Raw genomic sequence first — 25093 nt, forward strand, 5'->3', positions numbered from 1 at the left:
ATTTTTTTTGCTTTTACTTTTTTAACTACCTTGTGCCGAACGCGTTTCGGCAATTAATGTTTAATGATTACTGCCTTACATAACACGCACTTAATAACCGGCGGAACTATTGTTTCCGGCAAGGCTATTTTAATTGAGGGTAAGTACATCAAAGCGATTATCGATGCCGGGCAAATTCCGGATGATGTAAATCGCATCGACCTGAACGGCGCTTATACGGCGCCCGGCCTTATCGACCTGCAAATCTACGGTGCCGGTACCAAGCTGTTCGGCGGACTGCCATCCGTTGAGGCCCTCGCCGAAATGGAAGCGGTTTTGCTCAAACAAGGTACAACTGGCTTTTTCGCTACCATTGCTACTAATAGCGATGAGGTGGTATTGCAGGGCATTGATGCCGCAAAACAATATTTACCACAAGCTAAAGGCAATTTTTTAGGCCTGCATCTGGAAGGGCCGTATCTTAATCCCAAACGCAAAGGAGCCCACCCCGAAAACTTTATAAAAAAAGCTGTACTAAGCGAACTTAAAAGTTGGGTGGAAAGGGGTGAAGGCGTAATCAAGATGATGACCATAGCGCCTGAATTGCAGGATGATGCGGTTATGGATTATCTTTCATCGCAAAATATAATCATTTCTGCAGGACATACGGATGCTACTTACGAGCAGGCCTCGAAATTTTTTAACGACTCTGTTGCAGCGGCAACGCACTTATTCAACGCCATGCCGCAAATGCACCATCGCGAACCGGGCATTATTCCTGCTATTTTTGAGAAAAAGCCATTTACCAGCATTGTAGCTGATGGTATTCATGTGAGTTTTCCGATGATCGCTTTAGCTAAACGTGAACTGGGTGATAAACTGTTTTTTATTACGGATGCAGTTACGGTAGCCACCGAGGGCGCTTATCAGCATCAGCTAAAAGGCGACCGTTATGTAATGCCTGATGGTACACTTTCGGGCTCGGCATTAACCATGCTTAAAGCAGTCGAAAATGGAGTAACCAAAGCCGGTATTGGTCTTGCTGAAGCTATAAATATGGCATCGCTTTACCCGGCGCAATTGGCATCGCTCACAAAAAAAGGTAAAATTGAAGCGGGCTGTTTTGCCGATTTGCTAATTTTTAATGATAGTTTTACCGTTGCAACTACCGTATTGCAGGGCGAGATCGTGTACAACACAAACCAATAATATTGAAACTAACTGACAACACTATAACACATATCTGATGAAATACAAAAGGATCTTACTTAAACTCAGCGGTGAATCGCTGATGGGCGAAAGGCAATATGGTATTGATAATAACCGCGTGCAGCAATACGCGCAGGATATTAAAACTGTATTTGATGCCGGTATTGAGGTTGCCATTGTTATTGGCGGCGGCAATATTTTCAGGGGATTAAGCGCCGAAAAATCAGGTATGGAACGTGCCCAGGCCGATTACATGGGTATGCTGGCCACGGTAATTAACTGTATGGCGATGCAAAGCGCGCTTGAAGATCTGGGTATTGAAACCCGCCTGCAATCGGCCATAAAAATGGAACAAATATGCGAGCCTTACATCCGTCGCCGTGCCATGACGCATTTACATACCGGTAAGATCGTGATTTTTGGTGCCGGTACAGGTAACCCTTATTTTACTACCGATACAGCTGCCTCATTACGTGCTATCGAGATCAAGGCTGACGTAGTGATGAAAGGTACCCGTGTAGATGGCATTTATACTGCCGACCCGGAGAAAGATCCATCAGCCACCCGTTACGACGAGATCAGCTTTCAGGAAGTGTATGACAAGGGGCTTAACGTAATGGACATGACTGCAATTACGCTATGTAAAGAGAACAAGTTGCCCATTGTAGTGTTTGATATGAACAAAGAAGGTAACTTTATGAAGCTGGCCCAGGGCGAACACGTGGGTACTATAGTAAAGTAATATCAGTATAGAATATGGGGTACAAAAAAGTATGCTTAAATTGTAGAGTTGCTTTTAATTTAAGTCAAGTAACTAATAAGGTTATTACTTTATGCCCAAGCTGTGGTGTTCAGTACAAGATTTACAATCATAAGTTTCGCCCGCCCAAAAAGACAGATGCAAAGCAATGGAGGGTCGTTCAGTATCTTTATTTACAAGGATTTAATTACCAGCATGTTTCTGACGATCTTCCATCAAAAGAGTGGTATGCATCGAATGGTTATTACATGAGGTATCCCAAAACAATGAAAGATGCTGTAAAATTTGTTGCGTTATTTAAAGGGCAAAGTATTAAGCAATTGCCATAACATTTGAGTTTTATAGAAGACTCAATGTAATTGATTTTATTATTTTTGTTGAAAATTTATAAAAATGAGCGAACTCATTAAAAAGCAGGTTAACGATGCAAAGGCTTTAATGGAAAAAGCCGTTGACCATACAGATAGCGAACTTTTAAAGATCCGTGCTGGCAAGGCAAACCCGGCCATGCTGGATGATATTACCGTTGATTACTATGGCACGCCAACACCGCTGAGCCAGGTAGGTAACGTAAACACGCCTGACGCGCGAACCATTGTGGTACAACCATGGGAGAAATCATTACTAAACGCTATTGAAAAAGCGATTAAGGATGCCAACCTGGGTGTAAACCCGACTAATGATGGTGTAATTATCCGTATCAACGTACCGCCGCTTACTGAAGAGCGCCGTCGTGACCTGGTGAAGAAAGCTAAAGGCGAAGTGGAAAGCGGCAAGATCGCTATCCGTAACATCCGTAAAGATGCTAATGAGAAGATCAAAAAGCTTAAATCTGAAGGTGTATCAGAAGATGAGATCAAAACCGGTGAAGCTGAGATCCAAAAGCTGACCGACAGCTACATAGCTAAATGCGATGTGTTATCAGAAGCTAAAGAAAAAGATATAATGACGGTTTAATAACCAACCTAATGTCAAATTAAAGGGAGTGAGCGTTTTACGCCATTCCCTTTTTTTATTTTTGCGCCTTGTATGAAATTGCTTTTATCTTATTTAACAAAACATAAATGGGTGGTAGCGCTTGCCCTGGCAATGGCTGCTATCAATATCGGCTTCTCCCTGCTCGACCCTTATATTACCGGTCGTATTGTTGACGAGGTGATTGAAAAACGTGATCATCTGGAGTACAGCCAGTACCTCAATAACGTGATACGCTTAATTTGCTATGCCATTGGCGTAGCCATGGTATCGCGTATAGCTAAAAACTTTCAGGATTATTTTACCAGCATTATTGTGCAAAAAACCGGCGCGCAAATGTATGCCGATGGCTTAAAACATTCGCTGCAGTTGCCTTACCAGGTGTTTGAGGACCAGCGCAGCGGCGAAACACTTGGCATATTGCAAAAAGTACGTACCGATAGCGAGAAATTCATCACCTCGTTCATCAGTATTTTGTTTGTAAGCATAGTTGGTATGGTGTTCGTTATTGTATATTCGGCGGCGGTAAACTACCGGGTAACGCTGGTGTATTTTGCCGCAATACCGGTTATCGCGTTGGTTAGTACGCTGATGAGCCGCCGTATAAAAAAGGTGCAAAAGGATATTGTTACGGAAACCACCGCGCTGGCCGGCTCAACAACTGAATCATTACGTAACATCGAACTGGTAAAAAGTCTTGGCCTGGCTAATCAGGAGATTGAGCGCTTAAATAAAACCACTTACAAAATACTCGACCTGGAACTGAAAAAAGTAAAGTTTGTGCGCAGCATGAGCTTTGTGCAGGGCACTACCGTTAACCTGGTGCGCAGCGCTATGGTGGTGGTTTTACTGATGCTGATATTCAGGCATACCATATCGCCGGGGCAGTATTTCAGCTTTTTGTTCTACTCATTCTTCCTGTTCAACCCTTTGCAGGAATTGGGTAATGTTATCCTGTCATGGCGCGAGGCACAGGTATCCCTGGGTAATTTTAGCCGGATACTGTCAACTCCCATTGATGTTAAGCCCGATAAACCGGTACTGCTTGAAAAGGTTAAGACGCTCTCGTTTGAAGATGTTAGCTTTAAGCATCTAACGGCTAATCGCAATGCGCTGAACCATATAAGTTTTGAAACAAATACCGGCGAAACCATTGCTTTTGTTGGTCCGTCCGGATCAGGTAAAACCACACTGGTTAAATTGCTGGTAGGTTTATATCCGCCTATTGAAGGAGATATTTTATATAATGGCGTACCAAGCAAGGCCATTGATCTGGATCAGCTGCGCGAACGTATAGGTTTTGTTACGCAGGACACGCAATTGTTTTCCGGCACTATTCGTGAGAATTTGCAATTCGTTCGTCCGGGCGCTACTGATGCCGAGTGTATGAATGTACTGCATCGTGCAGCCTGCCAGGGCTTACTGGCCCGTGCCGACAAAGGTTTGGATACGGTAATAGGTGAGGGTGGGGTAAAGGTATCTGGTGGTGAAAAACAACGCCTTTCTATAGCCCGTGCCTTATTGCGTAACCCCGATATCCTGGTATTTGACGAGGCAACCTCGGCTTTAGATTCGCTGACCGAGGAAGAGATCACCGAAACCATTCGCGACGTGTCTGTCAAGAATGATCACATCACCATACTGATCGCCCACCGCCTGTCAACCATTATGCATGCCGATAGGATTTATGTATTGGAGAAAGGTAATATCGTGGAATCAGGCAAGCACCTCGATCTGTTGCTACAAAAAGGCTTGTACTATGCTATGTGGAGGCAGCAGATAGGTGAGAAGGATGTAATTGACGCTTAATGTATTTTTTGTCTTACCGAAACCAGAAAAAAAGCGCGTCGGCCTGCCGGAAAACCGGGCCGGGGAGTATGGCCTGCGGGTGGAAGGTTTTTTCCGGCTTGACGTTATTCACATTATTATTTGTTTTTTAAGGTGTTCATGAGATCGCTACGCTAAGTTTGGTTACTTTGTGTCTAAGATAAAGTAACTGGGCCCTGCGCCCAAGAGCAGGCTGACGACATTTAATGCACAATCGCTTAATAAAAGCATTGATACCGCTAATGAGCATAAGGATGTACTTTATTAACTTTAGTGGATGTCACTTTCTTTTGTGCAGACAAAAGAAAGTAACCAAAGAAAAACTGCCGGCTGCGTCCTGCCCGGTGAAAGTTTGTGCTTTGGCAGGGCTTGTGCTACTCCGGGCATTCCTGATGCCGGAAGGATAGGGTATTTATAGGTTGTGCTTTTGATTTTATTGGTTATTATAAATCCTGTCATTTCGAGCGATAGCGAGAAATGAAAAGTAATATTATTAAAACCTCAAAAAAACAAAGGGCTTGCGGATTACCGTAAGCCCTTTGTTTTTTTGCTTTAAGCCGATGCTTAAAATTTCTCGAAAGCAGAGAAAAAGAAGCTGCCTTCAATCTGTGCGTTCTCGTCAGAGTCTGAACCGTGAACCGCGTTGGCCTCAATTGATTTGGCGAATAACTGGCGGATAGTACCTTCTTCAGCTTTTGACGGATCAGTAGCGCCAATCAGTTTACGAAAGTCTTCAACCGCATTATCTTTTTCCAGTATAGCCGCTACTATCGGACCTGATGACATGAATTCAACCAGGGCGCTGTAAAAAGGACGCTCTTTGTGAATCGCGTAAAATTCACCAGCTTTAGCAGCAGATAGAGCGGTATATTTAAGCGCTACAATTTTAAATCCGCTTTTAGTGATCTTATCCAATATTGCACCAATATGCCCGTTTGCAACAGCGTCAGGCTTAATCATGGTAAATGTTTTGTTAGTTTCCATCTTAAGTGTTTAAAGTTGCCGCAAAAATAGACTTTTGCCGCGTCATTTTTAAAAGTTTTTGGCATAAGGGCAAAGGCAGCAGCGTTTTATCTTTCATCAGCATAAAAATTGTGTAATTAAAAATGTTACAGCTAAATATCAATGCGTTGGAAATTTATCTTAGCTTTGCAATCCTTTAAAAAAGTTTGATGTTAGATATAGCCTCGGTTGCCCGGCTGTTAGAGCAGCCACGAAAAATAGTAATTACCACGCATCATAAGCCCGATGGCGATGCGCTGGGCTCATCATTAGGCTTGTATAACTATCTGATACAGCAGGGGCATCATGCCAAAGTTGTAGTACCGTCAGACTATCCCGACTTTTTAAGCTGGATGCCGGGCAACGAAGAAGTGATCATTTACACAGAAAATGTTGCTATATCCGATACGCTGATAGCCGAGGCTGAAATGATCTTTTGCCTTGACTTTAATGCACTGTCACGTATCAATGCGATGACAGACAGCGTACGTGCCAGCCAGGCCGTTAAGCTGATGATCGACCATCACCTGGAGCCTGAGGATTTTGATGATTTCCGTTACTGGGATATCAACGCCTGTGCTACCGCGCAACTGGTATACACCTTTATTGCTGACGCACTTAATAATAAGGCTTTGATCAATAAAGATGTGGCTACCTGTTTGTATACGGGTATCATGACGGACTCAGCATCTTTCCGCTTGCCAAAAACTACCGCCGAGGTACACCTGATAGCGGCAGAACTTATTAATGCAGGGGCGGTTAACTGGCGTATTCATGAGTTGGTTTACAATAGCTCTACCGAAAACCGCCTGCGCTTTTTAGGCCATTGCCTGAGCAGCAAACTGGAAGTGCTTTATGAATATAATACGGCCATCGTATCAGTAACCAAAGCAGAGCTGGAGCAATACGATGTGCAAACCGGCGATACCGAAGGAATAGTAAATTTTGCGCTTTCAATTGTCAATATTAAACTTGCAGCATTTATTGTTGAGCGTACTGACGGTATTAAACTGTCGCTGCGCTCAAAAGGCGAGTTTCCGGCTAACGAGATATGTAAAAAGTATTTTAGCGGCGGGGGGCACCGCAACGCGGCCGGCGGAAGATCGGACAAAGCGCTTGACGAGGTTGTACAAGAATTAAAAGATATATTACCCAACTACAAAAAGTTATTAATACAATAAAAATGAAAAAAGGCTTCATGTTTTTTACGCTTGCCGCATTAGCCTTGGCAAGCTGTAACGGTGGATTTAAGCAAGGTCCGGGTGGTTTGCTTTATAATATACATACCGATAAAGAAGGTACTACCATTAAAGAAGGCGACTTTTTAGCCGTTAACGTTATCGCTAAAAACGATGCGGATTCGGTATTGTCATCAACTTACGATGCTGGTAACTCTACACCGGTTTTGATGCAAAAACCACAATCAAAAGGCGACATCTACGCGGCAATGCAATTGTTAAGCGAGGGTGACAGCGCTACAATTAAAATGAATATCGATTCGGTATTCCCAAAAGGTCAGCGTCCGCCGCAGTTAAAAGGTAAATACCTGGTTTACGAAATGAAGGTTGAAAAAGTAATACCAAAAGGTAAACTGAGCGACCAGGTTTTCCAGGGCCGTATTTCTGAGTACTTCAAAAAACAAGGAGAAGAATTTAAAAAACGTGAGCCTGCATTAATCTCTAAATACATTGCCGAGAAAGATCTGAAAGTAACTAAAACCCCTTCAGGCCTTAGCTATGTAATTACTAAACAAGGTAGCGGCCCGCAAATTGTTGAAGGTGATACCGCGGTAGTTAACTACACAGGTCGTTTACTTTCAGGTAAAGTGTTTGATACCAGCGTTAAGGACATCGCCGAGAAAGAAAAAATCGCTAACCCGATGCGTAAATATGAGCCTATCCGTGTTCCGGTTGGTTCGGCAGGCATTATTAAAGGTTGGGCTGATGCATTGGTATTGCTTAACAAAGGCGCCAAAGGTACATTCATCATCCCTTCAAGTTCAGCTTACGGCGAGCAGGGTTCACCAAACGTTATCCCGCCGTACTCACCATTGGCGTTTGATATTGAGGTGGTTGATATTGTGAAACCAAAAGCAGGTGTTGCACCGCAAGCTCCGGCTGCTGCCCCGGCAAAAAAATAATTTGAAATTTTAAAAATACCGGCCTTTCTGATACCCATCAGGAAGGCCTTTTTATTACTTATGAAAAAAGCTTGTTTATCATTTGTGCTGGCCGCCCTGGCGTTGCCGGTATTGGCACAAACGCAGCGTACGGCTAAAGGCGCCGAGTATACCATCGTTACAAAAAACAATGCACCCCGCATTAAAGAGGGCGATATCATCACTTTCCAGGTTGAGCAGTTAACTGATAAGGATTCAGTATTGTTCAGCACTTACAAAGCCGGTCGTCCGGTACAAACGCAGGTGCGCGCTTCGCAAAGCATGATGGATTTGATGGATGTATTTACCCTGTTAGGTGCTAAGGACAGCGCGATTGTAAAACTTCCGGTCGACTCGATATTTAAAGGCCATGAGGATGCTATGCCGCCGTTCCTGAAAAAGGGTACAAACATTATTACACGGTTAAAGATCGAAAAAGTACAATCAATGGCTGAAGCGATGGCCGAAAAAGAAGCCGAAATGGCCAAGCTTAAGGATGCGGAAACTTCCGCGGCAAATAAGTATATCGCCGATAATAAACTGGCAGTTACTACTACACCGTCGGGCTTAAAATATATTATTAAAACACCCTCAGCCAAGTTAAAACCTAAAGCGGGCGATACCATGCTGGTAAACTATGTTGGCCGCACGCTTGATGGCCAAGTATTTGACTCAAGCATTGAAGCCGAGGCAAAGAAAGCTAACCTGCAGCAACCCGGCCGTACTTACGAGCCGATAGAGGTAGTACAAGGCGAAGGCCGTGTAATCAAAGGCTGGGAGGAAGGCCTGGCGCTATTGGGCGAAGGCTCAAAAGCTACGCTGATCATCCCATCGGCCTTAGGTTATGGCGAGCGTGGTTCGCCGCCGGTAATTATGCCGTACAGCACCCTGCTGTTTGATGTGGAATTGGTAAAGGTGAAGCCCGGCAAAAAAGTAATACCACCGCCGGTTAAAAAAGCGCCTGCTAAAAAAGCGCCGGTACGTAAAAAGACCACCGCTAAAAAGGCAGCCACAAGTAAAAAAGCTAATTAATTTGAAGCCTTCTGATATTAATCAGAGGGCTTTTTTATTTTTGCCGCATGGTATTAACTGACACGCATACCCATCTATACTACGAAACCGACCTGGAGAAGCGCCGCGGATTGATAGACCGCTGCATTCAAAACGATGTAAAGCGGTTGTTTTTGCCCAATGTTGATGCTGATTCGGTAGCTAAAGTTTATGCCCTTACTGATGCTTACCCCGAAATGTGTTTCCCGATGCTTGGCCTGCACCCATGCGATGTAAAACCAGGTTGGGAAGAACATCTGGAAAGGATCAAAGCCTGCCATCAGCCCGAACATAAGATATATGCTATCGGCGAAATCGGTATCGACCTGTATTGGGATAAAACTTATCTTGAAGGGCAGATAGCCGCCTTTAAGGCCCAGATTAATTGGGCTAAACAACTCCATCTGCCAATCGTGATTCATTGCCGCGATGCTTTTGACGAAGTTTACGAGGTGCTGGCCAGCGAAGCTGATGATAAACTTCGCGGCATATTCCATTGCTTTACAGGTACGGCCGAGTATGGTAAAAAGGTGATCGACCTGGGGTTTTACCTGGGTATTGGCGGTGTGGTTACGTATAAAAACAGCGGGCTGGATAAAGTGGTTGAGCAAATCGACTTAGAGCATATCGTTTTAGAAACGGATTCTCCGTATCTTACCCCCACTCCGTACCGTGGTAAACCTAACGAAAGTTCGTACCTGATATACATCGCGCAAAAGCTTGCCGATATATACAATACAGATGTTGAAACGGTGGCAGATGTAACTACCCTTAATTCAAAAAAGATATTCGGGGTATAATAATTTATTAAACAACACACGACAAATATTAATGAACCAGATACTGATCATCTATACCGGGGGGACAATAGGTATGATGAGCGACCCTGTTACCAAAGCGCTTGTACCCATTAACTTTGAACAGATAATGGACAATGTGCCCGAACTGGAGCGCCTTAATTGCAAAATAAAAGTACACTCGTTTGATACCGTTATTGATTCATCCAACATGAATCCGGAAATATGGAACGAGCTGGCGCGGCTTATTAAAAAGAATTATGATTCGGTTGATGGGTTTGTGGTGCTGCATGGTTCAGACACCATGGCGTTCAGTGCATCGGCACTGAGCTTTATGCTCGAGAACCTGGATAAACCGGTAATATTTACCGGCTCGCAGCTACCCATAAGCGCGGTACGTACCGATGCCAAGGAAAACTTAATGACGGCCATTGAGCTGGCAAAAGCCAAAAAGAATGATCGTGCGCGTGTGCCCGAAGTTTGTATCTATTTTGATTACAAGCTCTTTCGTGGTAACCGCGCGTTTAAATACAATTCATCCAAGTTTGAGGCCTTCCGTTCGCCCAATTATCCGATACTGGCTGAGTCAGGGGTGCATCTTCGCTTTAGCGTGAATGATATCCGTCAGCCCGGAACAGAGCCTATTATTGTACACAACATGGCTGCTAATGATGTTGCGGTGCTGAAGCTATACCCGGGTATTAGTCCGAAGGTGGTTGAAAGCATATTGGCCTCAGAGGTTCGGGGGGTTATAATGGAAACCTACGGTTCGGGAAATACAACTACTGATGATTGGTTTATTGATCTGCTTAAAAAGGCTATTGACAGCGGTAAGGTGATACTGGATATATCGCAATGTAAAGTGGGTACCGTTGAACTTGGCCGGTACGAAACCAGCAAGCAGCTGAAGGATATTGGTGTAACCAATGGTTACGACATGACCTTTGAGGCTGCCGTAACCAAAATGATGTATCTGCTGGGCCAGTCGAACGATCCGCTGCAGGTAAAAGCGTGGCTTGAAACCGATCTGCGCGGCGAGCTGACTATCTCCTGACCGGTTACTTAACGCCGAGCATACCGTATTTCAGAATGCAATAGATAGCGCGGAAGCCATCTTTCCAACCTATCTTTTTGCCTTCTTCGTAAGTGCGGCCATAGTAGGATATTCCTACTTCATAAATGCGGATTTTTGGTACGCGTGATATTTTAGCGGTCACCTCCGGCTCAAAACCGAAGCGCTTTTCGCGCAGGGTAAGCGCCTGTATCATTTTGGTATCAAACAGCTTATAACACGTCTCCATATCCGTAAGGTTAAGGTTGGTAAACATGTTTGATAAGGTGGTTAAAAACTTATTACCTATAGTGTGCCAAAAGAACAAAATACGGTGTGCGTTACCGCCCATAAACCTTGAACCGAAAACCACATCGGCAAAGCCCTCAACAACAGGTTTAAGTAAGTCGTTAAACTCTTCTGGGTCATATTCCAAGTCGGCATCCTGAATTACCAGGTACTCGCCGGTGGCTTTGCTGATACCAGTATGCAACGCGGCGCCTTTGCCTTTATTAAGCTCATGCGCGTAATACTTAATATCCATATCGGTATTGGCATCCATGTAGCTTTTTATGGCTTCTTCTGTATTATCAGTCGAGCGGTCGTTAACTATAATTATCTCCTTAGAAATGTTATTGCGCAGGCTTACGCTTTTTACTTTGTTAAGGATGAAGTGAATGGTACGGCCTTCATTATAAGCAGGTATAACAATAGAAAGTTTAGTAATCGGCATGATCGATAGTTTGCGGTTAAATTAAGTAACAACCTCTGAGTGCTATAATTATGCCTACAACACCGCGTTGTAGGGGTATATCACGGAAAAGGCGAATATCCACTTTAAAAGTGTATGAAATACACCTTTATGGAATGCTTTTTAATTCCTTTATGATTAAAAAGTTGAAAAGCCAAAAAATATAAGTGAAGCTAATGCAACAATGTGGGGAATTAAATGCGCAATGCGGGATGGGTGCGTTTCGTTGATTTAGTTTAATGGAAGCAATCTAAAAATACATTTTATTGTTTAAGCCTTAATTAATGATATTTGCCCACGCATAAATAGAAATAAGCTTATGGTACGTTTGTCAGTAAACATCAATAAAATAGCAACGCTGCGCAACTCACGCGGGGGCAACAACCCAGATGTGATAAAGGCGGCTATGAATTGCGAACGTTTTGGCGCGGAGGGGATCACCGTACACCCGCGGCCCGATGAACGACATATACGCTATGATGATGTGCGTGCGTTAAAGAATGTTATAACCAGCGAGTTCAACATTGAAGGCAACAGTCGCGAACAAAAGTTTGTTGACCTTGTGCTGGAAACCAAACCGGCGCAGGTTACCCTGGTACCTGATGAACTGGGACAGATAACCTCAAACCACGGCTGGGATACTATTGCCAACCAAGAGTATTTGAAGGATACCATTGCTATGTTTCAACAGGCGGGCATCCGGGTATCTATTTTTGTTGACCCGGTACCCCAGATGGTTGAGGCTGCCGCTACTACGGGTACTGATAGAATAGAACTTTATACTGAAGGTTATGCAAACCACTTTTCGCATGGGCGGGAGCTGGCCATCGCACCTTATATTGCCGCGGCAAAGGTAGCCAATGAGGCAGGTTTAGGCATCAATGCCGGGCATGATCTTGACCTGCAAAATCTTAAATTTTTTACGGATAATATTCCGGGTTTACTGGAAGTAAGTATTGGCCACGCGCTTATTTGTGATGCTTTATATATGGGATTGGAAAGTACCATAAAGCAATATTTGCAGCAATTAAAGGCTGATTGATATAACGTTTTATCAATTTTGTCTTAGTATGTGTTCGTAGCCGTTCAATATGGTGTAAACACAATGTCAATAAGATGTTAGGTGGTTGATAATCGGCGTAATAATTGTACCTTTGCGGCATATATTAACAGGGCCACATTTTCATGCAATTGAACACTGATTACCAGGAGAAATTCCAGTCGCGCCACATCGCACCCAACGAAGCCGACACCGCCGAAATGTTAAAAACAGTAGGCGCAAATTCATTAGATGAGCTTATTGAACAAACCGTTCCGACGCAGATACGCCTGAAGAACCCGTTAAATTTGCCGCCTGCCAAAAGCGAATTTGATTACCTGAACACGCTTAAGCAAACCGCGTCAAAAAACAAGGTATTTAAAAGCTACATCGGCCAGGGCTATTATGATGTTATCGTTCCGGGCGTAATACAGCGTAACATCCTCGAAAATCCGGGATGGTATACACAGTACACCCCTTACCAGGCTGAGATAGCGCAGGGCCGTTTACAAGCATTGCTTAACTTTCAAACCATGGTGATTGATTTGACCGGGATGGAAATAGCCAATGCATCACTGCTTGACGAAGGCACCGCCGCTGCCGAGGCGATGTTTATGCAGTACAGCCTGCGTAAAAATCAAAAGGCCAATAAATTTTTTGTTTCTGAGGAGCTTTTCGCTCAAACCATTGATATTTTAAAAACCCGCTCTGAGCCTTATGGCATCGAGTTGGTAATGGGCAGCCATGAGTCGGTTGAGTTGACTGACGATATGTTTGGCGCCATTGTACAGTACCCTGCCAAAAATGGTGAGGTGTATAACTACAGCGATTTTGCTGCTAAAGCACACGAAAAAGGCATTAAACTAACCGTTGTTGCCGACCTGATGAGCCTGGTACTGCTAACGCCTCCGGGCGAGTGGGGCGCCGATATTGTAGTAGGCAGCAGCCAGCGCTTCGGTATCCCGATGGGCTTTGGCGGGCCGCACGCGGCGTTCTTCGCAACCAAAGAAGAATACAAGCGTTCCATGCCGGGCCGTATCATTGGTGTAACTATTGATAGCGCCAACAACTACGCCCTGCGTATGGCATTGCAAACCCGCGAGCAGCATATCCGCAGAGATAAAGCAACATCAAATATTTGTACCGCACAGGCGTTGCTGGCTATTATGGCAGGTATGTATGCCGCGTATCATGGTCCGCAAGGCTTAAAGCTGATTGCCGAGCGTATACATGGTTTAAGCGTATTGCTTTCAAACTCGTTAGAGGAGTTGGGCTACAAACAATTGAACAAAGCTTACTTTGATACCCTGCAGTTTAATCTGGGTGACCTCGTTGGCCCGCTGCACGGCGAGGCTTTGAATAACGAAATAAACCTGAACTACAACGGTTCAATAGTTACCATCACGCTCGACGAAACTACTTCTGTAGAAGATGTAAAAACCATTGTTCGCTTTTTTACCAAGGTAAAAGGCAAAACCCTTAATGATGTAAATATTGAGGAGCTGAAAGGCAATCTGCAAACTACAATACCGGCTGAGTTGCAGCGTACATCAGCTTACCTTACCCACCCGGTATTTAATTCGCACCACTCAGAGCATGAGATGCTGCGTTACATTAAATCACTGGAAAATAAGGATCTTTCGCTTTGCCACTCCATGATCGCTTTGGGCTCATGTACCATGAAGCTGAATGCTACTACGGAGATGGTGCCTGTTACCTGGGCAGAGTTTAGCAAGATGCACCCGTTCGCCCCGGTTGACCAAACCGGCGGTTACATGCAGCTGTTTGATGAGCTGGATAAATGGCTGAGCGAGATCACCGGCTTTGCGGCCATGAGCTTGCAGCCCAACGCCGGCGCTCAGGGCGAGTATGCGGGCCTGATGGTTATCCGCGCTTATCACCTGGATAGGGGCGATACGCAGCGTAACATCGCGCTGATCCCGTCATCCGCGCACGGCACCAACCCGGCATCAGCAGCGATGGCCGGCATGAAGATCATCGTAGTAAAATGCGATGAGAACGGTAACATTGACGTTGCCGACCTGAAAGCCAAAGCTGAGCAATATAAAAATGAACTTTCGTGCCTGATGGTAACTTACCCATCAACACACGGTGTGTTTGAGGAAAGCATTATCGAGGTATGTAATATCATTCATGAAAACGGCGGCCAGGTGTATATGGATGGCGCCAATATGAACGCGCAGGTTGGTTTAACCAGCCCGGCCAACATAGGTGCCGACGTTTGCCACCTTAACCTGCACAAAACTTTTTGTATTCCGCACGGCGGTGGTGGTCCCGGTATGGGTCCGATAGGCGTAGCTAAACACCTGGTACCGTACCTGCCGGGCCATGCGGTAGTTGATATTGATAAGGGTAAATCTATCCCGGCTGTTTCGGCAGCGCCATGGGGTTCTGCTTCTATCCTGATCATTTCACACGCTTACATAGCCATGATGGGCGGCGAGGGTTTAACCAACGCTACTAAATACGCCATACTGAATGCCAACTACATCAAAACAAGGTTAAAAGAACATTACCCTGTATTGTATACCGGCAGCAAAGGCCGTTGCGCGCATGAGATGATATTGGATTGCCGCTCGTTTAAAGCGCAAGGAATTGAGGTTACCGATATCGCCAAACGTTTAATGGACTATGGTTTCCATGCGCCGACGGTATCGTTCCCGGTTGCGGGTACGGTAATGATCGAGCCGACGGAATCAGAGCCTAAACATGAGCTTGACCGTTTCTGCGATGCGATGATCGCTATCCGTAATGAAATTAAGGATGTGGAGAACGGTATTTTGGATAAAATTGATAATCCATTAAAGAACGCGCCGCATACTGCTGCCGTAGTTACCGGTAACCAATGGGAGCATCCGTATACCCGTCAAAAAGCAGCATTTCCGCTGCCTTATGTTGCGGCCTACAAATTCTGGCCATCAGTAGGCAGGGTGAACGATACGTATGGCGACCGTACGCTGATTTGCTCTTGTCCTCCGCTCGAAGATTATGCTTTTGAGGAAAGTATAATTGAATAATTAAGCACAAAATTTAACGCATAAACAATATGGCTCATAGTCATGTTGTTTATGCGTTTTTTTATTAAAAAAAACGTCATTTTATTGCCTATTTAAGTAACAACTGAATAACAATTTGCGTATTTGCCTGTATAATATTTTTGATAACACAAAACCGATAATATTATATATAATTTTGAGCAGTGTTTTGTAAAGGCGCATTTCGCAACGGCTAACGCGATAAAAAATTACATGGAGATTTTTAAGAGAAGATAATTGTGAGACGTATTTTTTATAGCTTTACAACCTTTGCGAATAGAACCTTTTATTTGAACACACGTATAATACCCCTGATATGAGCATTCTTAGCAAAACAATAAATGTTTTACTTGTTGACGATGATGAGATAAACAATTTTATATCCATCAAGCTGATTAAAAAAGCGCTGCTGAACACAAGTATAACTGCATGCCTTAACGGAAAGTTTGCTATAGATCAGCTTGTAGAGTTGCAGCAAAAAGACCCTGAAAGTTTACCCGATTACATACTGCTTGATATCAACATGCCGATAATGAACGGCTGGGATTTTTTAGACGAATATAACAGGCTGGGTATTGATCCGCTTAAAAAGACCAAGATCTACATCATCTCTTCATCAGTTTTCAGCAACGATATCAGCAAAGCCAAATCGTACCCGCTGGTGAACGATTTTATTTCGAAACCGCTGAACGTTGATCGTATCAAAGAAATTTTTGGCGTAAACGAAAATTAAATCGATTGTATAGCGAAGTGCTCGCCATCAAAAGTAACCGTGCCAACCGTTGTGCCTTTTGAGTGATAGAACAAACAACGCCATCCATCAGCGGCGGCTTGTTTACCATATTCCTCACGCAGTTCCATCGCTTTTCGGCCATCGTAGTCATACTTAGCAATAAAGCGGCGCAGCAACTGCTCGGGTTCCGGTAGTTCATCACCACCGAAAAACACCTTTTGGCCATCCTCCTCAATTAAAAACACCTGATGGTATTGGCAATGCCCGCCCGATAGCTGATAGGTGATGCCTGGTTTTAATGTGCCGTCGCCCTCGGTAAGGGTAAGCTTTACGCTATGCTGCAAGGTTTCAAATATCTCGATGTGGTATGATGATGATTTACCGGCCAGGGCATATTCCCATTCGCCGCGCTGCACCACATGTTCCGCTTGCGGAAAGCTGGGTTGCAGGCCGCCGCGCTCAACTACCAGGCCGCCCGAATGATCGTAATGCAGGTGCGACATCAATACCAATGTAACATCATCAGGCTCAAAACCTGCGTTGCGTATGTGCTGGTGCAGGTATAGCTCGTCGCGTGTGTCTTTATAACCCAGGCCGCTGTCCAATAAAATAAGGTCGGTAGCCGTTTTGATCAAAAAAGGGTTTACATGAATAAATAAAGAACCAGGGCGGCTTTTACGGTCGTCAGTTTCGGGGTTAAAAGGAATGAACTTTTTTGTCGCGTCTACTGAATAAGAGCCTTCGCCAAGTGTAAATATTTCCATGATCTGTATATCTGCTGATGTTTGAGCAAATCAAAATATCAGCCTGGTGTTATTTTGTTAACAATAATTTAATTGGCTTTTATGTTTATAAGCCAATGTTATATATTTAGGGTTTTATCCCCTGCAAAGATATGAATAAACGGTGGGCCATCAGGCAAAAAGCGGATCATGATGAAGTAAAAAGGCTTTCAGAAGCGTTGAACATCAATCCTGTTTTGAGCCATTTGCTGATCAGTAGGGGCATTAATGATTACGAAGAAGCCCGATATTTTTTTCGCCCTGATATACGACATCTGCATGATCCTTTCCTGATGGCGGGTATGGAACAAGCTGTTGAACGCATTGAACAGGCCATTGCCCGTAACGAGAAAGTGTTGATTTACGGTGATTACGATGTGGATGGCACCACGGCTGTATCATTAGTATACGGCTTTTTTAAGGAGCGTTATGATAACCTGGAGTATTACATTCCCGACCGTTACACCGAAGGCTACGGTATATCTACCCAAGGTATTGATTATGCCGCAGCCAATGGTTTCTCATTAATTATAGCGCTCGATTGCGGTATCAAATCCATTGATAAGGTTGATTATGCCAACACGCTGAATATTGATTTTATTATTTGCGATCACCACACCTGCGGCGATACCATACCCGCGGCCGTTGCCGTGCTTGATCCTAAGCGCCCGGATTGCCAATACCCATATAAGGAACTTTCCGGCTGTGGGGTAGGTTTTAAGCTGGTACAGGCTTATGCCGAAAAAAATGGTATTCCGTTTGAAGATTTATTCCGGTTTGTTGATTTGGTTGCCATAAGTATAGCCTGCGATATTGTACAAATTACCGGCGAAAACCGTGTGCTGGCTTACTTTGGTCTGCAAAAACTAAATAATGAGCCTTGTACTGGTATCAAAATATTGATGGAAGTTGCAGGCCGTACCGCTAATTATTCTATTGCAGATATTGTGTTTCTGTTGGGGCCGCGTATTAATGCCGCCGGGCGTATTGATGATGCCAAGCACGCTGTTCGACTCTTAATCTCATGCGATGAAGTAGATGCTCGCGAAAAAGGTGCACTCATCAACGTTAAAAATACCGAACGCAAAGGCCACGACCTGCAAATAACCGACGAAGCGTTAAGCATGATCGGCGCAAGCGAGGTAATGGTTAACCGCAAATCAACCGTGGTGTTTAACGAGAACTGGCATAAGGGCGTTATCGGTATCGTGGCCTCGCGCCTTACCGAAAAATATTACCGCCCAACGGTAGTGCTTACCCGCTCAAACGGGCATGTGGCCGGTTCGGCACGCTCTGTTTTGGGGTATGATTTGTATGAGGCTCTGTGCGGCTGCAGTGACTTGCTATTGCAATTTGGCGGGCACAAATATGCCGCAGGCCTTACTATGAAGCCCGAGAATGTAGACGCCTTTGTTGAGAAGTTTGAAGAAGTAGTAAGCGCCTCCATTACCGCCGAACAATTGATCCAGCAAATAGAAATTGACGCTGAACTCGACCTGAAGGATATTGATGGCAAATTCTTTCGGGTGCTGAACCAGTTTGCGCCGTTTGGGCCGGGCAATATGTCGCCGGTATTTTTGTCGAAAAACGTTTATGTGAACGGTACGCCGGGACTGGTGGGCAGTAATCACATCAAGATGAGCATTAGTCAGCCCGGCTCGGCCTGGTTTGATTGTATCGCCTTTAACCACGGCGAATGCCTGCACCAGATACGCCCGGGTGTGCCGTTTGATGTATGCTACAGTATTGAAGAAAATGTATGGCGCGACAAGCGCTCGATGCAATTAAATATAAAGGGGATAAGGTGTTATTAGCTTGACTCATCTTGTCATCGCTATTGCTCGACTTCCCTCTCTGCTTAGCGTAGAAAGGGATTCTTATTTTACGGGTTGATTGAGTGATTCACCTCTCTCTGTTACGGCGGGGGTGAGTAAAACAAACCGCCGCTTGTTCATGTTAACGCTTAAACCTTTTAAATCAGCATAACATGAAATGGCTTGGCAGGCGCGAAAGTAGTAATACCGAACAGGGCAGCGGCGGTGGTCGTGGTTTGGCATTGGGTGGGGGCGTGGTTGGCATTATTGCCGCCGCTATCTACTTCTTTACCGGGATTGACCCATCAGCACTGCTTGGCGGAATGCAGCAACAACAAGGCGAGCAGACTAATACCCAGCCGGGCATCGATCCGAACAACCAGCAACAAAAGTTTGTAAGTGTGGTGCTTGCCGATACCGAAGACATATGGGGGCAACTGTTTAAGCAAATGGGCAAAACCTACGAAGAGCCAACCCTGCATTTTTTTGAAGATGGTGTACAAACCGAAGGTTGCGGCTTTGCCCAATCTGCAACCGGCCCTTTTTATTGTCCCGGCGACCGTAAGGTATATATTGATGTTACCTTTTTTGACGAACTGGAGCAACGCTTTGCCGCCGCCGGTGATTTTGCCCGCGCTTATGTAGTAGCGCACGAGGTTGGCCACCATGTACAGCAACTGCTGGGTACCAGCGCCAAACTGGAGCGTGCCCGTGGTAATGTGAGCGAAGCAGAATACAACAAGCTATCGGTAGCGTTGGAGTTGCAGGCCGATTTTTACGCGGGTGTGTTTGCCCACTATGAAGAAAGTACCAAGAACGTATTAGAACCCGGCGATATTGACGAAGCCCTGAACGCCGCCAACCAAATAGGCGACGACCGCCTGCAAAAAGAAAGCACCGGCCGCGTAGAACCAGACAGCTTTACCCACGGCACCAGCGCCCAACGCCAATACTGGTTCAAAAAGGGCTACGAAACAGGTGATGTTAAGCAGGGTGATACTTTTGCGGAGATGGGGTTGTAGGGGGGAAGTAAATTTGGCTACTTTTATATAAATTACATTTATGAAAGCTGGTCAATCTTTATGGACCAAAGATGAGTCTATTTTAGCTGTTAACCTTTATTGTAAAATACCATTCGGTCAGATGCATTCTGGAAATGCATCTGTTATTGAGTTAGCTAAAATTATCGGGCGTACTCCAAGTGCAGTAGCAAGAAAGTTAGGGAATTTTGCAAGCTTTGATCCTAAACTGCAAGCGCGTGGTGTGAAGGGATTAGAAAATGCCAGCAAATTAGATAAGGAAGTTTGGCAAGAGTACATGAATAATTGGGATGAATTGTTCATGGAAAGTGAAAGGTTATTAGCGGTAAAAAAGGGCACAACAATCGAAAAGCTAAATAATATTGATTTGGATAATTTAAAAGCAGTTGACGGGTTAGAAAAACAACGACTAATAAATACACGTGTCAATCAAAGCCTTTTCAGACGAATTGTACTGACTAACTTTAATAATAAATGCTGTATAACAGGTATTAACGTTCCTCAGTTATTAGTAGCCAGCCATATTTTACCATGGAGCAAGGATAAGGAGAATAGACTTAATCCTAAAAACGGATTAGCTTTTAACGCACTTCATGACAAAGCTTTTGATACAGGATTGATCACTATTACAGAAGATTTAAAAATTAAAGTATCATCCAATTTTCTAAAGCACAAAGAGATATACAGTATTAAGCAGAATTTTATTGATTATGATGGTAAATCCATGCTTACTCCTCAAAAGTTTCTTCCAGATGCCGATTTTTTAAAAAAGCACAACGACTTTTTTAAAATCTAACTTCACTTATAGTCGAACAGTAATTTAAATGACTATCCCTTAATTTGAGGATGCCAAACATCCAATTCTTATATTTATATCGAGATAACAGTAATTATAAAAATTATGGTTTTGTAGTGTTTAATAACAGAAGCAGCATTGCATTAATTGATATTGAGTCTGCGATTAGAAATGCATGATAGATGAAACATGGTTTTATCCAATAAAGTGGAAGCTACCTTGTTTATACTTTGATGAGTGGAAGGATGAGACAGATAATTTATTTCATGAATTTAGTGGTGTTTTGTTTACCCATGAGGCTCCGACAGAGAATGCCGATATATTCGAATTTATAAATCGAGTAAAAACATCATGAACTTTGCATGGTTAGGTATTAACTTCGGCACTCTGAATATATGATATGAAACACTCCCACCTCTACATAATCCTCGCTATATTTCTCCTCACCACCGCCTGCTCACCTAAAAAAGGACCATACGCGGTAACCAATAAGGTGTACAGCGAGCAGGCTGACGCGTTCGCGCAAACGTTGCTGCAAACTGAGCCGGTTGTGTTGACGGATAGCCTGGGGCGTAAGCTGGCCAGCGAGTGGGTGGGTACGGTAAATTTTAATCTGCGCAAGCCTAATTACGTGGTGATCCATTATACCGCGCAGGATTCGGCGGCGCAAACGCTTAAAACGTTTACCATTGCCAAAACGCAGGTTAGCGCCCACTATGTTATTGGTGGTGATGGGCGCATTTACCACATGCTGAACGATTACCTGCGCGCCTGGCATGGTGGGTCGGGCAAGTGGGGTAACGGCACGGATGTTAACAGTTCTTCAATCGGTATCGAGCTGGACAACAATGGCCGGTCGCCGTTCAGTGACGCGCAGATCAACAGCTTGATAATTCTGCTGGCGCATCTTAAAAAAACATACAATATCCCAACCGCCAACTTCATCGGGCACCAAGATCTGGCGCCTACCCGCAAGGTTGATCCCGGCAAATACTTCCCCTGGAAAAAGCTAGCCGAAAAAGGTTTTGGCTACTGGAGTAATGATGTGCTCGAACTCGCGCCAGAAGGCTTTGATGTAGCTACCGCCCTGCGATTGATCGGTTATGACACCAGCAACCTTAACGCCGCTATATCAGCATTCAAAAACCATTTTATTCAGGCCGATAGCTCACCCGTGCTGTCACAGCTCGATTTGAATGTGCTGTATAATGTTTACCAAAAATACTGACCTATAAGGGCGTCGGTACCGGGGCTTTTGCGCCACGCGGATAAAATCCTTCATCCATCAGTATGAGTTTACCTTCGGTGAAGTAGTAAAATTTAGTAGTGGTATCTTTCATATTAAATGGCTTGTCTTTATAAACAGTACGATAAGCTGACATTTCAACAACCAGGCTTTGAGGGTGCTCGTTAACAAATTGCTTTTCGGGCATGCCAACGGTAACCGGTTTTAATACGGTGCAGCCTACGATAAATAATATCAAGGCGGCTATTGTAAGTACTTTCTTCATTTGTGATATGTTTTGCAGGTATGATGAAAGATGCAGACATAGGTTTAACAGGCTAACAATAACAATATTGATACCCTGCTGACAACCAGCCACAAAAAAAAAGCGGACTATTACAAAATAGCCCGCTTAGTATCTGATAAAACAGAATAATTATTTCTTTACCCAGCCATCCTTCAAGGTAACGGTGCGGTTAAACACCAGCTTGTCGGCGGTTGAGTATTTATCAAGCGTAAAGTAACCCTTGCGGATGAATTGGTAACCCTTGCCAGGTACGGCGTTGGTCAAATCCTGCTCAATAAAGCCCGTGATAACTTTGAGGCTGTCCGGGTTAATGTATTCTTTAAAGTCACCGTCTTCGTTCGACGGATCTTCCACGCGGAAAAGACGGTCGTACAACCTTATCTCAGCAGTTTGCGCATGCGGAACGCTTACCCAGTGTATTGTACCCTTTACGTTGATACCACTGGTATCGCTGCCCGATTTTGATTCGGGGATGTAAGTGCAATGTATTTCGATAATATTGCCGTCGGCATCCTTAACCACGCTTTCGCCGGTTATGATGTAGGCATTCTTCAGCCTTACGCTTAGTCCGACACCCAGGCGGAAGAATTTCTTAGGCGGAACTTCCATAAAGTCCTCGCGCTCTATCCACAGCTCACGGCTAAATGGTATATCGCGGCCACCTTCACCGCCTTCAACCTCAGGGTTGTTTTCGCCGTGCAGGGTTTCGGTTTGCCCTTCCGGATAGTTGGTGATCACCAGTTTTACCGGATCAAGCACGGCCATACGGCGCCATGCGGTTTTATTTAAGTCCTCGCGGATGCAGAATTCCAGCAAGCTAACATCAATCATGTTCTCACGTTTGGCCACGCCAATGCGCTCACAAAACTCCCGAACACTGGCCGGGGTGTAGCCACGGCGACGTAAGCCGCTGATGGTAGGCATACGTGGGTCGTCCCATCCCTCAACAAACCCTTCGTTAACCAGTTGCAGCAGTTTGCGCTTGCTCATAACGGTATAGTTCAGGTTAAGGCGTGCAAACTCGTACTGGCGCGATGGAAACAGCTCCAGCTTATCAATAAACCACTCATATAATGGGCGGTGCGGTACAAATTCAAGCGTACAAATGGAGTGGGTGATCTCCTCAATAGCATCCGACTGGCCATGGGCGAAATCATACATCGGGTAAATGCACCATTTGTCGCCCGTACGGTGATGCTTAGCATGTTTAATTCGGTACATGATCGGGTCGCGCATGTGCATGTTTGGTGAAGCCAGGTCAACCTTGGCACGCAAAACTTTAGCGCCGTCCGGGTATTTACCGGCCTTCATGTCCTCAAACAACTGTACGTTTTCCTCAATGCTGCGGCGACGGTATTGGTTAGGTGTGCCCGGTTCAGTTGGTGTACCTTTTTGGGTGGCTATCTCCTCGGGTGTGCTGTCGTCAACATAAGCCAGGCCCTGGCGCACCAGGTTAAGGGCAAAAGCGTACAGCAGGTCAAAGTAGTCGGATGCATAAAGCTCGTTGGCCCATTCAAAGCCCAGCCAGCGTACATCTTCCTTAATGCTTTCTACGTATTCGGTGTCTTCGGTTACGGGGTTGGTGTCATCAAAACGCAGGTTGGTTTTGCCGCCGTATTTTTTGGCGAGGCCAAAATTTAAGCAAATTGATTTTGCGTGGCCGATGTGCAGGTAGCCGTTTGGCTCGGGCGGAAAACGGGTGTGTACCCTGCCGCCGTGCTTGCCGGCAGTTATATCATCCTCAACTATTTCCTCTATAAAATTTAACGATCTTTCTTCGCTCATGGTCAAGTATTAACAAAGCGCAAAGGTAGGTAAAAAAACGCGGGCATGCTTGGCTAAAACCGGGTTTGTTTAACACCACCTAACGGGAATAGTTTTTATTGGCTATGTTATTGCTTTATTAACTATATAACTGTTAAATTAGCATCATGTCCTTTCAAAACCTGAATATTCAGCATCAAAAAGGTATTTGTCATATCACCATTAACCGGGAGAGCAAGCTCAACGCGCTTAATCAGCTCACCCTCACTGAAATTGGCACTGCCGTAAAAGCGGCTTTGGCTAATAGCGAGGTAAGCGGCATTATAATAACCGGTGCAGGCGCAAAAGCTTTTGCGGCGGGTGCTGATATTGCTGAGTTTGCTCAGCTTGATGCCGAAGGTGGCAGGTTGATGGCGCAAAACGCGCAGCACAACGTTTTTAATGCGATAGAGCAGGCAAATAAGCCTATTATTGCAGCTATAAACGGTTTTGCACTGGGCGGGGGGCTTGAACTGGCGCTGGCCTGCCATATACGTATAGCATCAGCCAATGCCAGGCTGGGTTTACCAGAGGTTACCCTGGGGCTGATACCGGGCTACGGTGGTACTCAACGGCTAACCCGACTTATTGGCCGCGGGCGGGCGCTGGAGATGATCTTAACGGCGGATATGATAACTGCCGCACAGGCGCTCGAATTGGGGCTAGTTAACCATGTAACAGCGCCTGACGTACTGTTGACGAAGGCGGAAGAAATACTGGAGAAGATAATGAGCCGTGCGCCGCTTGCAGTTGCGGCCGCAATAAGGGCTGTAAACGCCGCGGGTACGGGCAATGGTTTTGATACCGAGATCAGCGAGTTTGCGGCATGTTTTAACACTGCAGATACACGCGAAGGTATAAGCGCATTTATAGATAAAAGAAACCCCGATTTTAAGGGCGAATAACCGCAATTACCCTGTGGTTAATATTTTTTTGTAA

At 44.8% G+C, this 25093-nt stretch carries 23 protein-coding genes; 18 read left to right on the forward strand and 5 right to left on the reverse strand.

Translation table 11 applies throughout. The annotated features are described in order from the left end of the window. Positions 1–63: 63 nt before the first annotated feature. The 5 genes from nagA (at position 64) to ABD960_RS00630 (ending at position 4732) form a co-directional block, all read left to right on the forward strand. Positions 64–1188, forward strand: a complete 1125-nt coding sequence (gene nagA, locus ABD960_RS00610; RefSeq protein WP_345328889.1) for an N-acetylglucosamine-6-phosphate deacetylase — start codon at positions 64–66, stop codon at positions 1186–1188. Between the two features lie 37 nt (positions 1189–1225). Beyond that, a complete protein-coding gene (gene pyrH, locus ABD960_RS00615) occupies positions 1226–1930 on the forward strand; it encodes a UMP kinase (RefSeq protein ID WP_232177151.1) in 705 nt (234 codons plus the stop codon). 14 nt (positions 1931–1944) lie between these two features. Beyond that, complete coding sequence (locus ABD960_RS00620; RefSeq protein ID WP_345328891.1) at positions 1945–2277, forward strand: hypothetical protein; 333 nt, start codon at positions 1945–1947, stop codon at positions 2275–2277. 64 nt (positions 2278–2341) lie between these two features. Beyond that, positions 2342–2905, forward strand: coding sequence for a ribosome recycling factor (frr, locus tag ABD960_RS00625; RefSeq protein ID WP_345328892.1), 564 nt, complete (start codon positions 2342–2344; stop codon positions 2903–2905). Between the two features lie 72 nt (positions 2906–2977). Beyond that, positions 2978–4732, forward strand: a complete 1755-nt coding sequence (locus ABD960_RS00630; RefSeq protein WP_345328893.1) for an ABC transporter ATP-binding protein — start codon at positions 2978–2980, stop codon at positions 4730–4732. A 582-nt stretch (positions 4733–5314) separates the two neighbouring features. On the opposite strand, the gene ABD960_RS00635 is transcribed toward ABD960_RS00630, so the two are convergent. After that, positions 5315–5734, reverse strand: coding sequence for a nucleoside-diphosphate kinase (locus ABD960_RS00635; protein WP_345328894.1), 420 nt, complete (start codon positions 5732–5734; stop codon positions 5315–5317). A 188-nt stretch (positions 5735–5922) separates the two neighbouring features. Here ABD960_RS00635 and ABD960_RS00640 point away from each other — a divergent pair, with 188 nt between their 5' ends. From ABD960_RS00640 to ABD960_RS00660, 5 genes are read left to right on the forward strand one after another with little or no spacing between them, the layout of a single operon-like run. Continuing rightward, the gene (locus tag ABD960_RS00640) at positions 5923–6933 is read left to right on the forward strand and encodes a DHH family phosphoesterase (protein WP_345328895.1); all 1011 of its coding nucleotides are present in this window, start codon (positions 5923–5925) and stop codon (positions 6931–6933) included. 2 nt (positions 6934–6935) lie between these two features. Then, positions 6936–7892 carry an FKBP-type peptidyl-prolyl cis-trans isomerase gene (locus ABD960_RS00645; RefSeq protein WP_345328896.1) on the forward strand — a complete coding sequence of 319 codons (957 nt, stop codon included), beginning with the start codon at positions 6936–6938 and terminating at the stop codon, positions 7890–7892. 60 nt (positions 7893–7952) lie between these two features. Then, positions 7953–8942 (forward strand): FKBP-type peptidyl-prolyl cis-trans isomerase, encoded by a 990-nt coding sequence (locus ABD960_RS00650; RefSeq protein WP_345328897.1) that lies wholly within the window; start codon positions 7953–7955, stop codon positions 8940–8942. Between the two features lie 47 nt (positions 8943–8989). Next, on the forward strand, positions 8990–9760 hold the full coding sequence (locus tag ABD960_RS00655; RefSeq protein WP_345328898.1) for a TatD family hydrolase: 771 nt from the start codon (positions 8990–8992) through the stop codon (positions 9758–9760). 31 nt (positions 9761–9791) lie between these two features. Next, positions 9792–10811: an asparaginase gene (locus tag ABD960_RS00660; RefSeq protein WP_345328900.1), complete on the forward strand. Its 1020-nt coding sequence runs from the start codon at positions 9792–9794 to the stop codon at positions 10809–10811. A 4-nt stretch (positions 10812–10815) separates the two neighbouring features. On the opposite strand, the gene ABD960_RS00665 is transcribed toward ABD960_RS00660, so the two are convergent. Further along, positions 10816–11541: a glycosyltransferase family 2 protein gene (locus ABD960_RS00665; RefSeq protein ID WP_345328901.1), complete on the reverse strand. Its 726-nt coding sequence runs from the start codon at positions 11539–11541 to the stop codon at positions 10816–10818. A 337-nt stretch (positions 11542–11878) separates the two neighbouring features. On the opposite strand from ABD960_RS00665, the gene ABD960_RS00670 reads away from it, so the two are divergent. From ABD960_RS00670 to ABD960_RS00680, 3 genes are all read left to right on the forward strand, one after another. Further along, positions 11879–12601 (forward strand): pyridoxine 5'-phosphate synthase, encoded by a 723-nt coding sequence (locus ABD960_RS00670; protein ID WP_345328902.1) that lies wholly within the window; start codon positions 11879–11881, stop codon positions 12599–12601. A gap of 143 nt (positions 12602–12744) precedes the next feature. After that, complete coding sequence (gcvP, locus tag ABD960_RS00675; RefSeq protein ID WP_345328903.1) at positions 12745–15636, forward strand: aminomethyl-transferring glycine dehydrogenase; 2892 nt, start codon at positions 12745–12747, stop codon at positions 15634–15636. Between the two features lie 334 nt (positions 15637–15970). Beyond that, positions 15971–16387: a response regulator gene (locus tag ABD960_RS00680; protein ID WP_345328904.1), complete on the forward strand. Its 417-nt coding sequence runs from the start codon at positions 15971–15973 to the stop codon at positions 16385–16387. Here ABD960_RS00680 and ABD960_RS00685 read toward each other — a convergent pair. Then, positions 16384–17151: an MBL fold metallo-hydrolase gene (locus ABD960_RS00685; RefSeq protein ID WP_345328905.1), complete on the reverse strand. Its 768-nt coding sequence runs from the start codon at positions 17149–17151 to the stop codon at positions 16384–16386. The two genes, ABD960_RS00680 and ABD960_RS00685, sit on opposite strands and share 4 nt — an antisense overlap. A gap of 131 nt (positions 17152–17282) precedes the next feature. Between ABD960_RS00685 and recJ the strand changes: the two genes are divergently transcribed. The 4 genes from recJ to ABD960_RS00705 all read left to right on the forward strand — a co-directional run bounded on the left by recJ (position 17283) and on the right by ABD960_RS00705 (position 22047). Beyond that, on the forward strand, positions 17283–18983 hold the full coding sequence (gene recJ / locus ABD960_RS00690) for a single-stranded-DNA-specific exonuclease RecJ (RefSeq protein WP_345328906.1): 1701 nt from the start codon (positions 17283–17285) through the stop codon (positions 18981–18983). Positions 18984–19156: 173 nt separating this feature from the next. After that, positions 19157–20005 carry a KPN_02809 family neutral zinc metallopeptidase gene (gene ypfJ, locus ABD960_RS00695; RefSeq protein ID WP_345328907.1) on the forward strand — a complete coding sequence of 283 codons (849 nt, stop codon included), beginning with the start codon at positions 19157–19159 and terminating at the stop codon, positions 20003–20005. Between the two features lie 40 nt (positions 20006–20045). Beyond that, positions 20046–20819 carry an HNH endonuclease gene (locus ABD960_RS00700; protein WP_345328908.1) on the forward strand — a complete coding sequence of 258 codons (774 nt, stop codon included), beginning with the start codon at positions 20046–20048 and terminating at the stop codon, positions 20817–20819. Positions 20820–21219: 400 nt separating this feature from the next. Beyond that, the gene (locus ABD960_RS00705) at positions 21220–22047 is read left to right on the forward strand and encodes an N-acetylmuramoyl-L-alanine amidase (protein WP_345328909.1); all 828 of its coding nucleotides are present in this window, start codon (positions 21220–21222) and stop codon (positions 22045–22047) included. Position 22048: 1 nt separating this feature from the next. Here ABD960_RS00705 and ABD960_RS00710 read toward each other — a convergent pair whose 3' ends face one another. Next, positions 22049–22330: a hypothetical protein gene (locus tag ABD960_RS00710; RefSeq protein WP_345328910.1), complete on the reverse strand. Its 282-nt coding sequence runs from the start codon at positions 22328–22330 to the stop codon at positions 22049–22051. Positions 22331–22480: 150 nt separating this feature from the next. Next, positions 22481–24136 (reverse strand): glutamine--tRNA ligase/YqeY domain fusion protein, encoded by a 1656-nt coding sequence (locus tag ABD960_RS00715; RefSeq protein ID WP_345328911.1) that lies wholly within the window; start codon positions 24134–24136, stop codon positions 22481–22483. A gap of 146 nt (positions 24137–24282) precedes the next feature. Between ABD960_RS00715 and ABD960_RS00720 the strand changes: the two genes are divergently transcribed. Continuing rightward, positions 24283–25059 carry an enoyl-CoA hydratase/isomerase family protein gene (locus tag ABD960_RS00720; RefSeq protein WP_345328912.1) on the forward strand — a complete coding sequence of 259 codons (777 nt, stop codon included), beginning with the start codon at positions 24283–24285 and terminating at the stop codon, positions 25057–25059. The last annotated feature ends 34 nt before the right edge of the window (positions 25060–25093 follow it).

This window comes from Mucilaginibacter defluvii (genome assembly GCF_039543225.1).
GTDB classification, from domain to species: domain Bacteria; phylum Bacteroidota; class Bacteroidia; order Sphingobacteriales; family Sphingobacteriaceae; genus Mucilaginibacter; species Mucilaginibacter defluvii.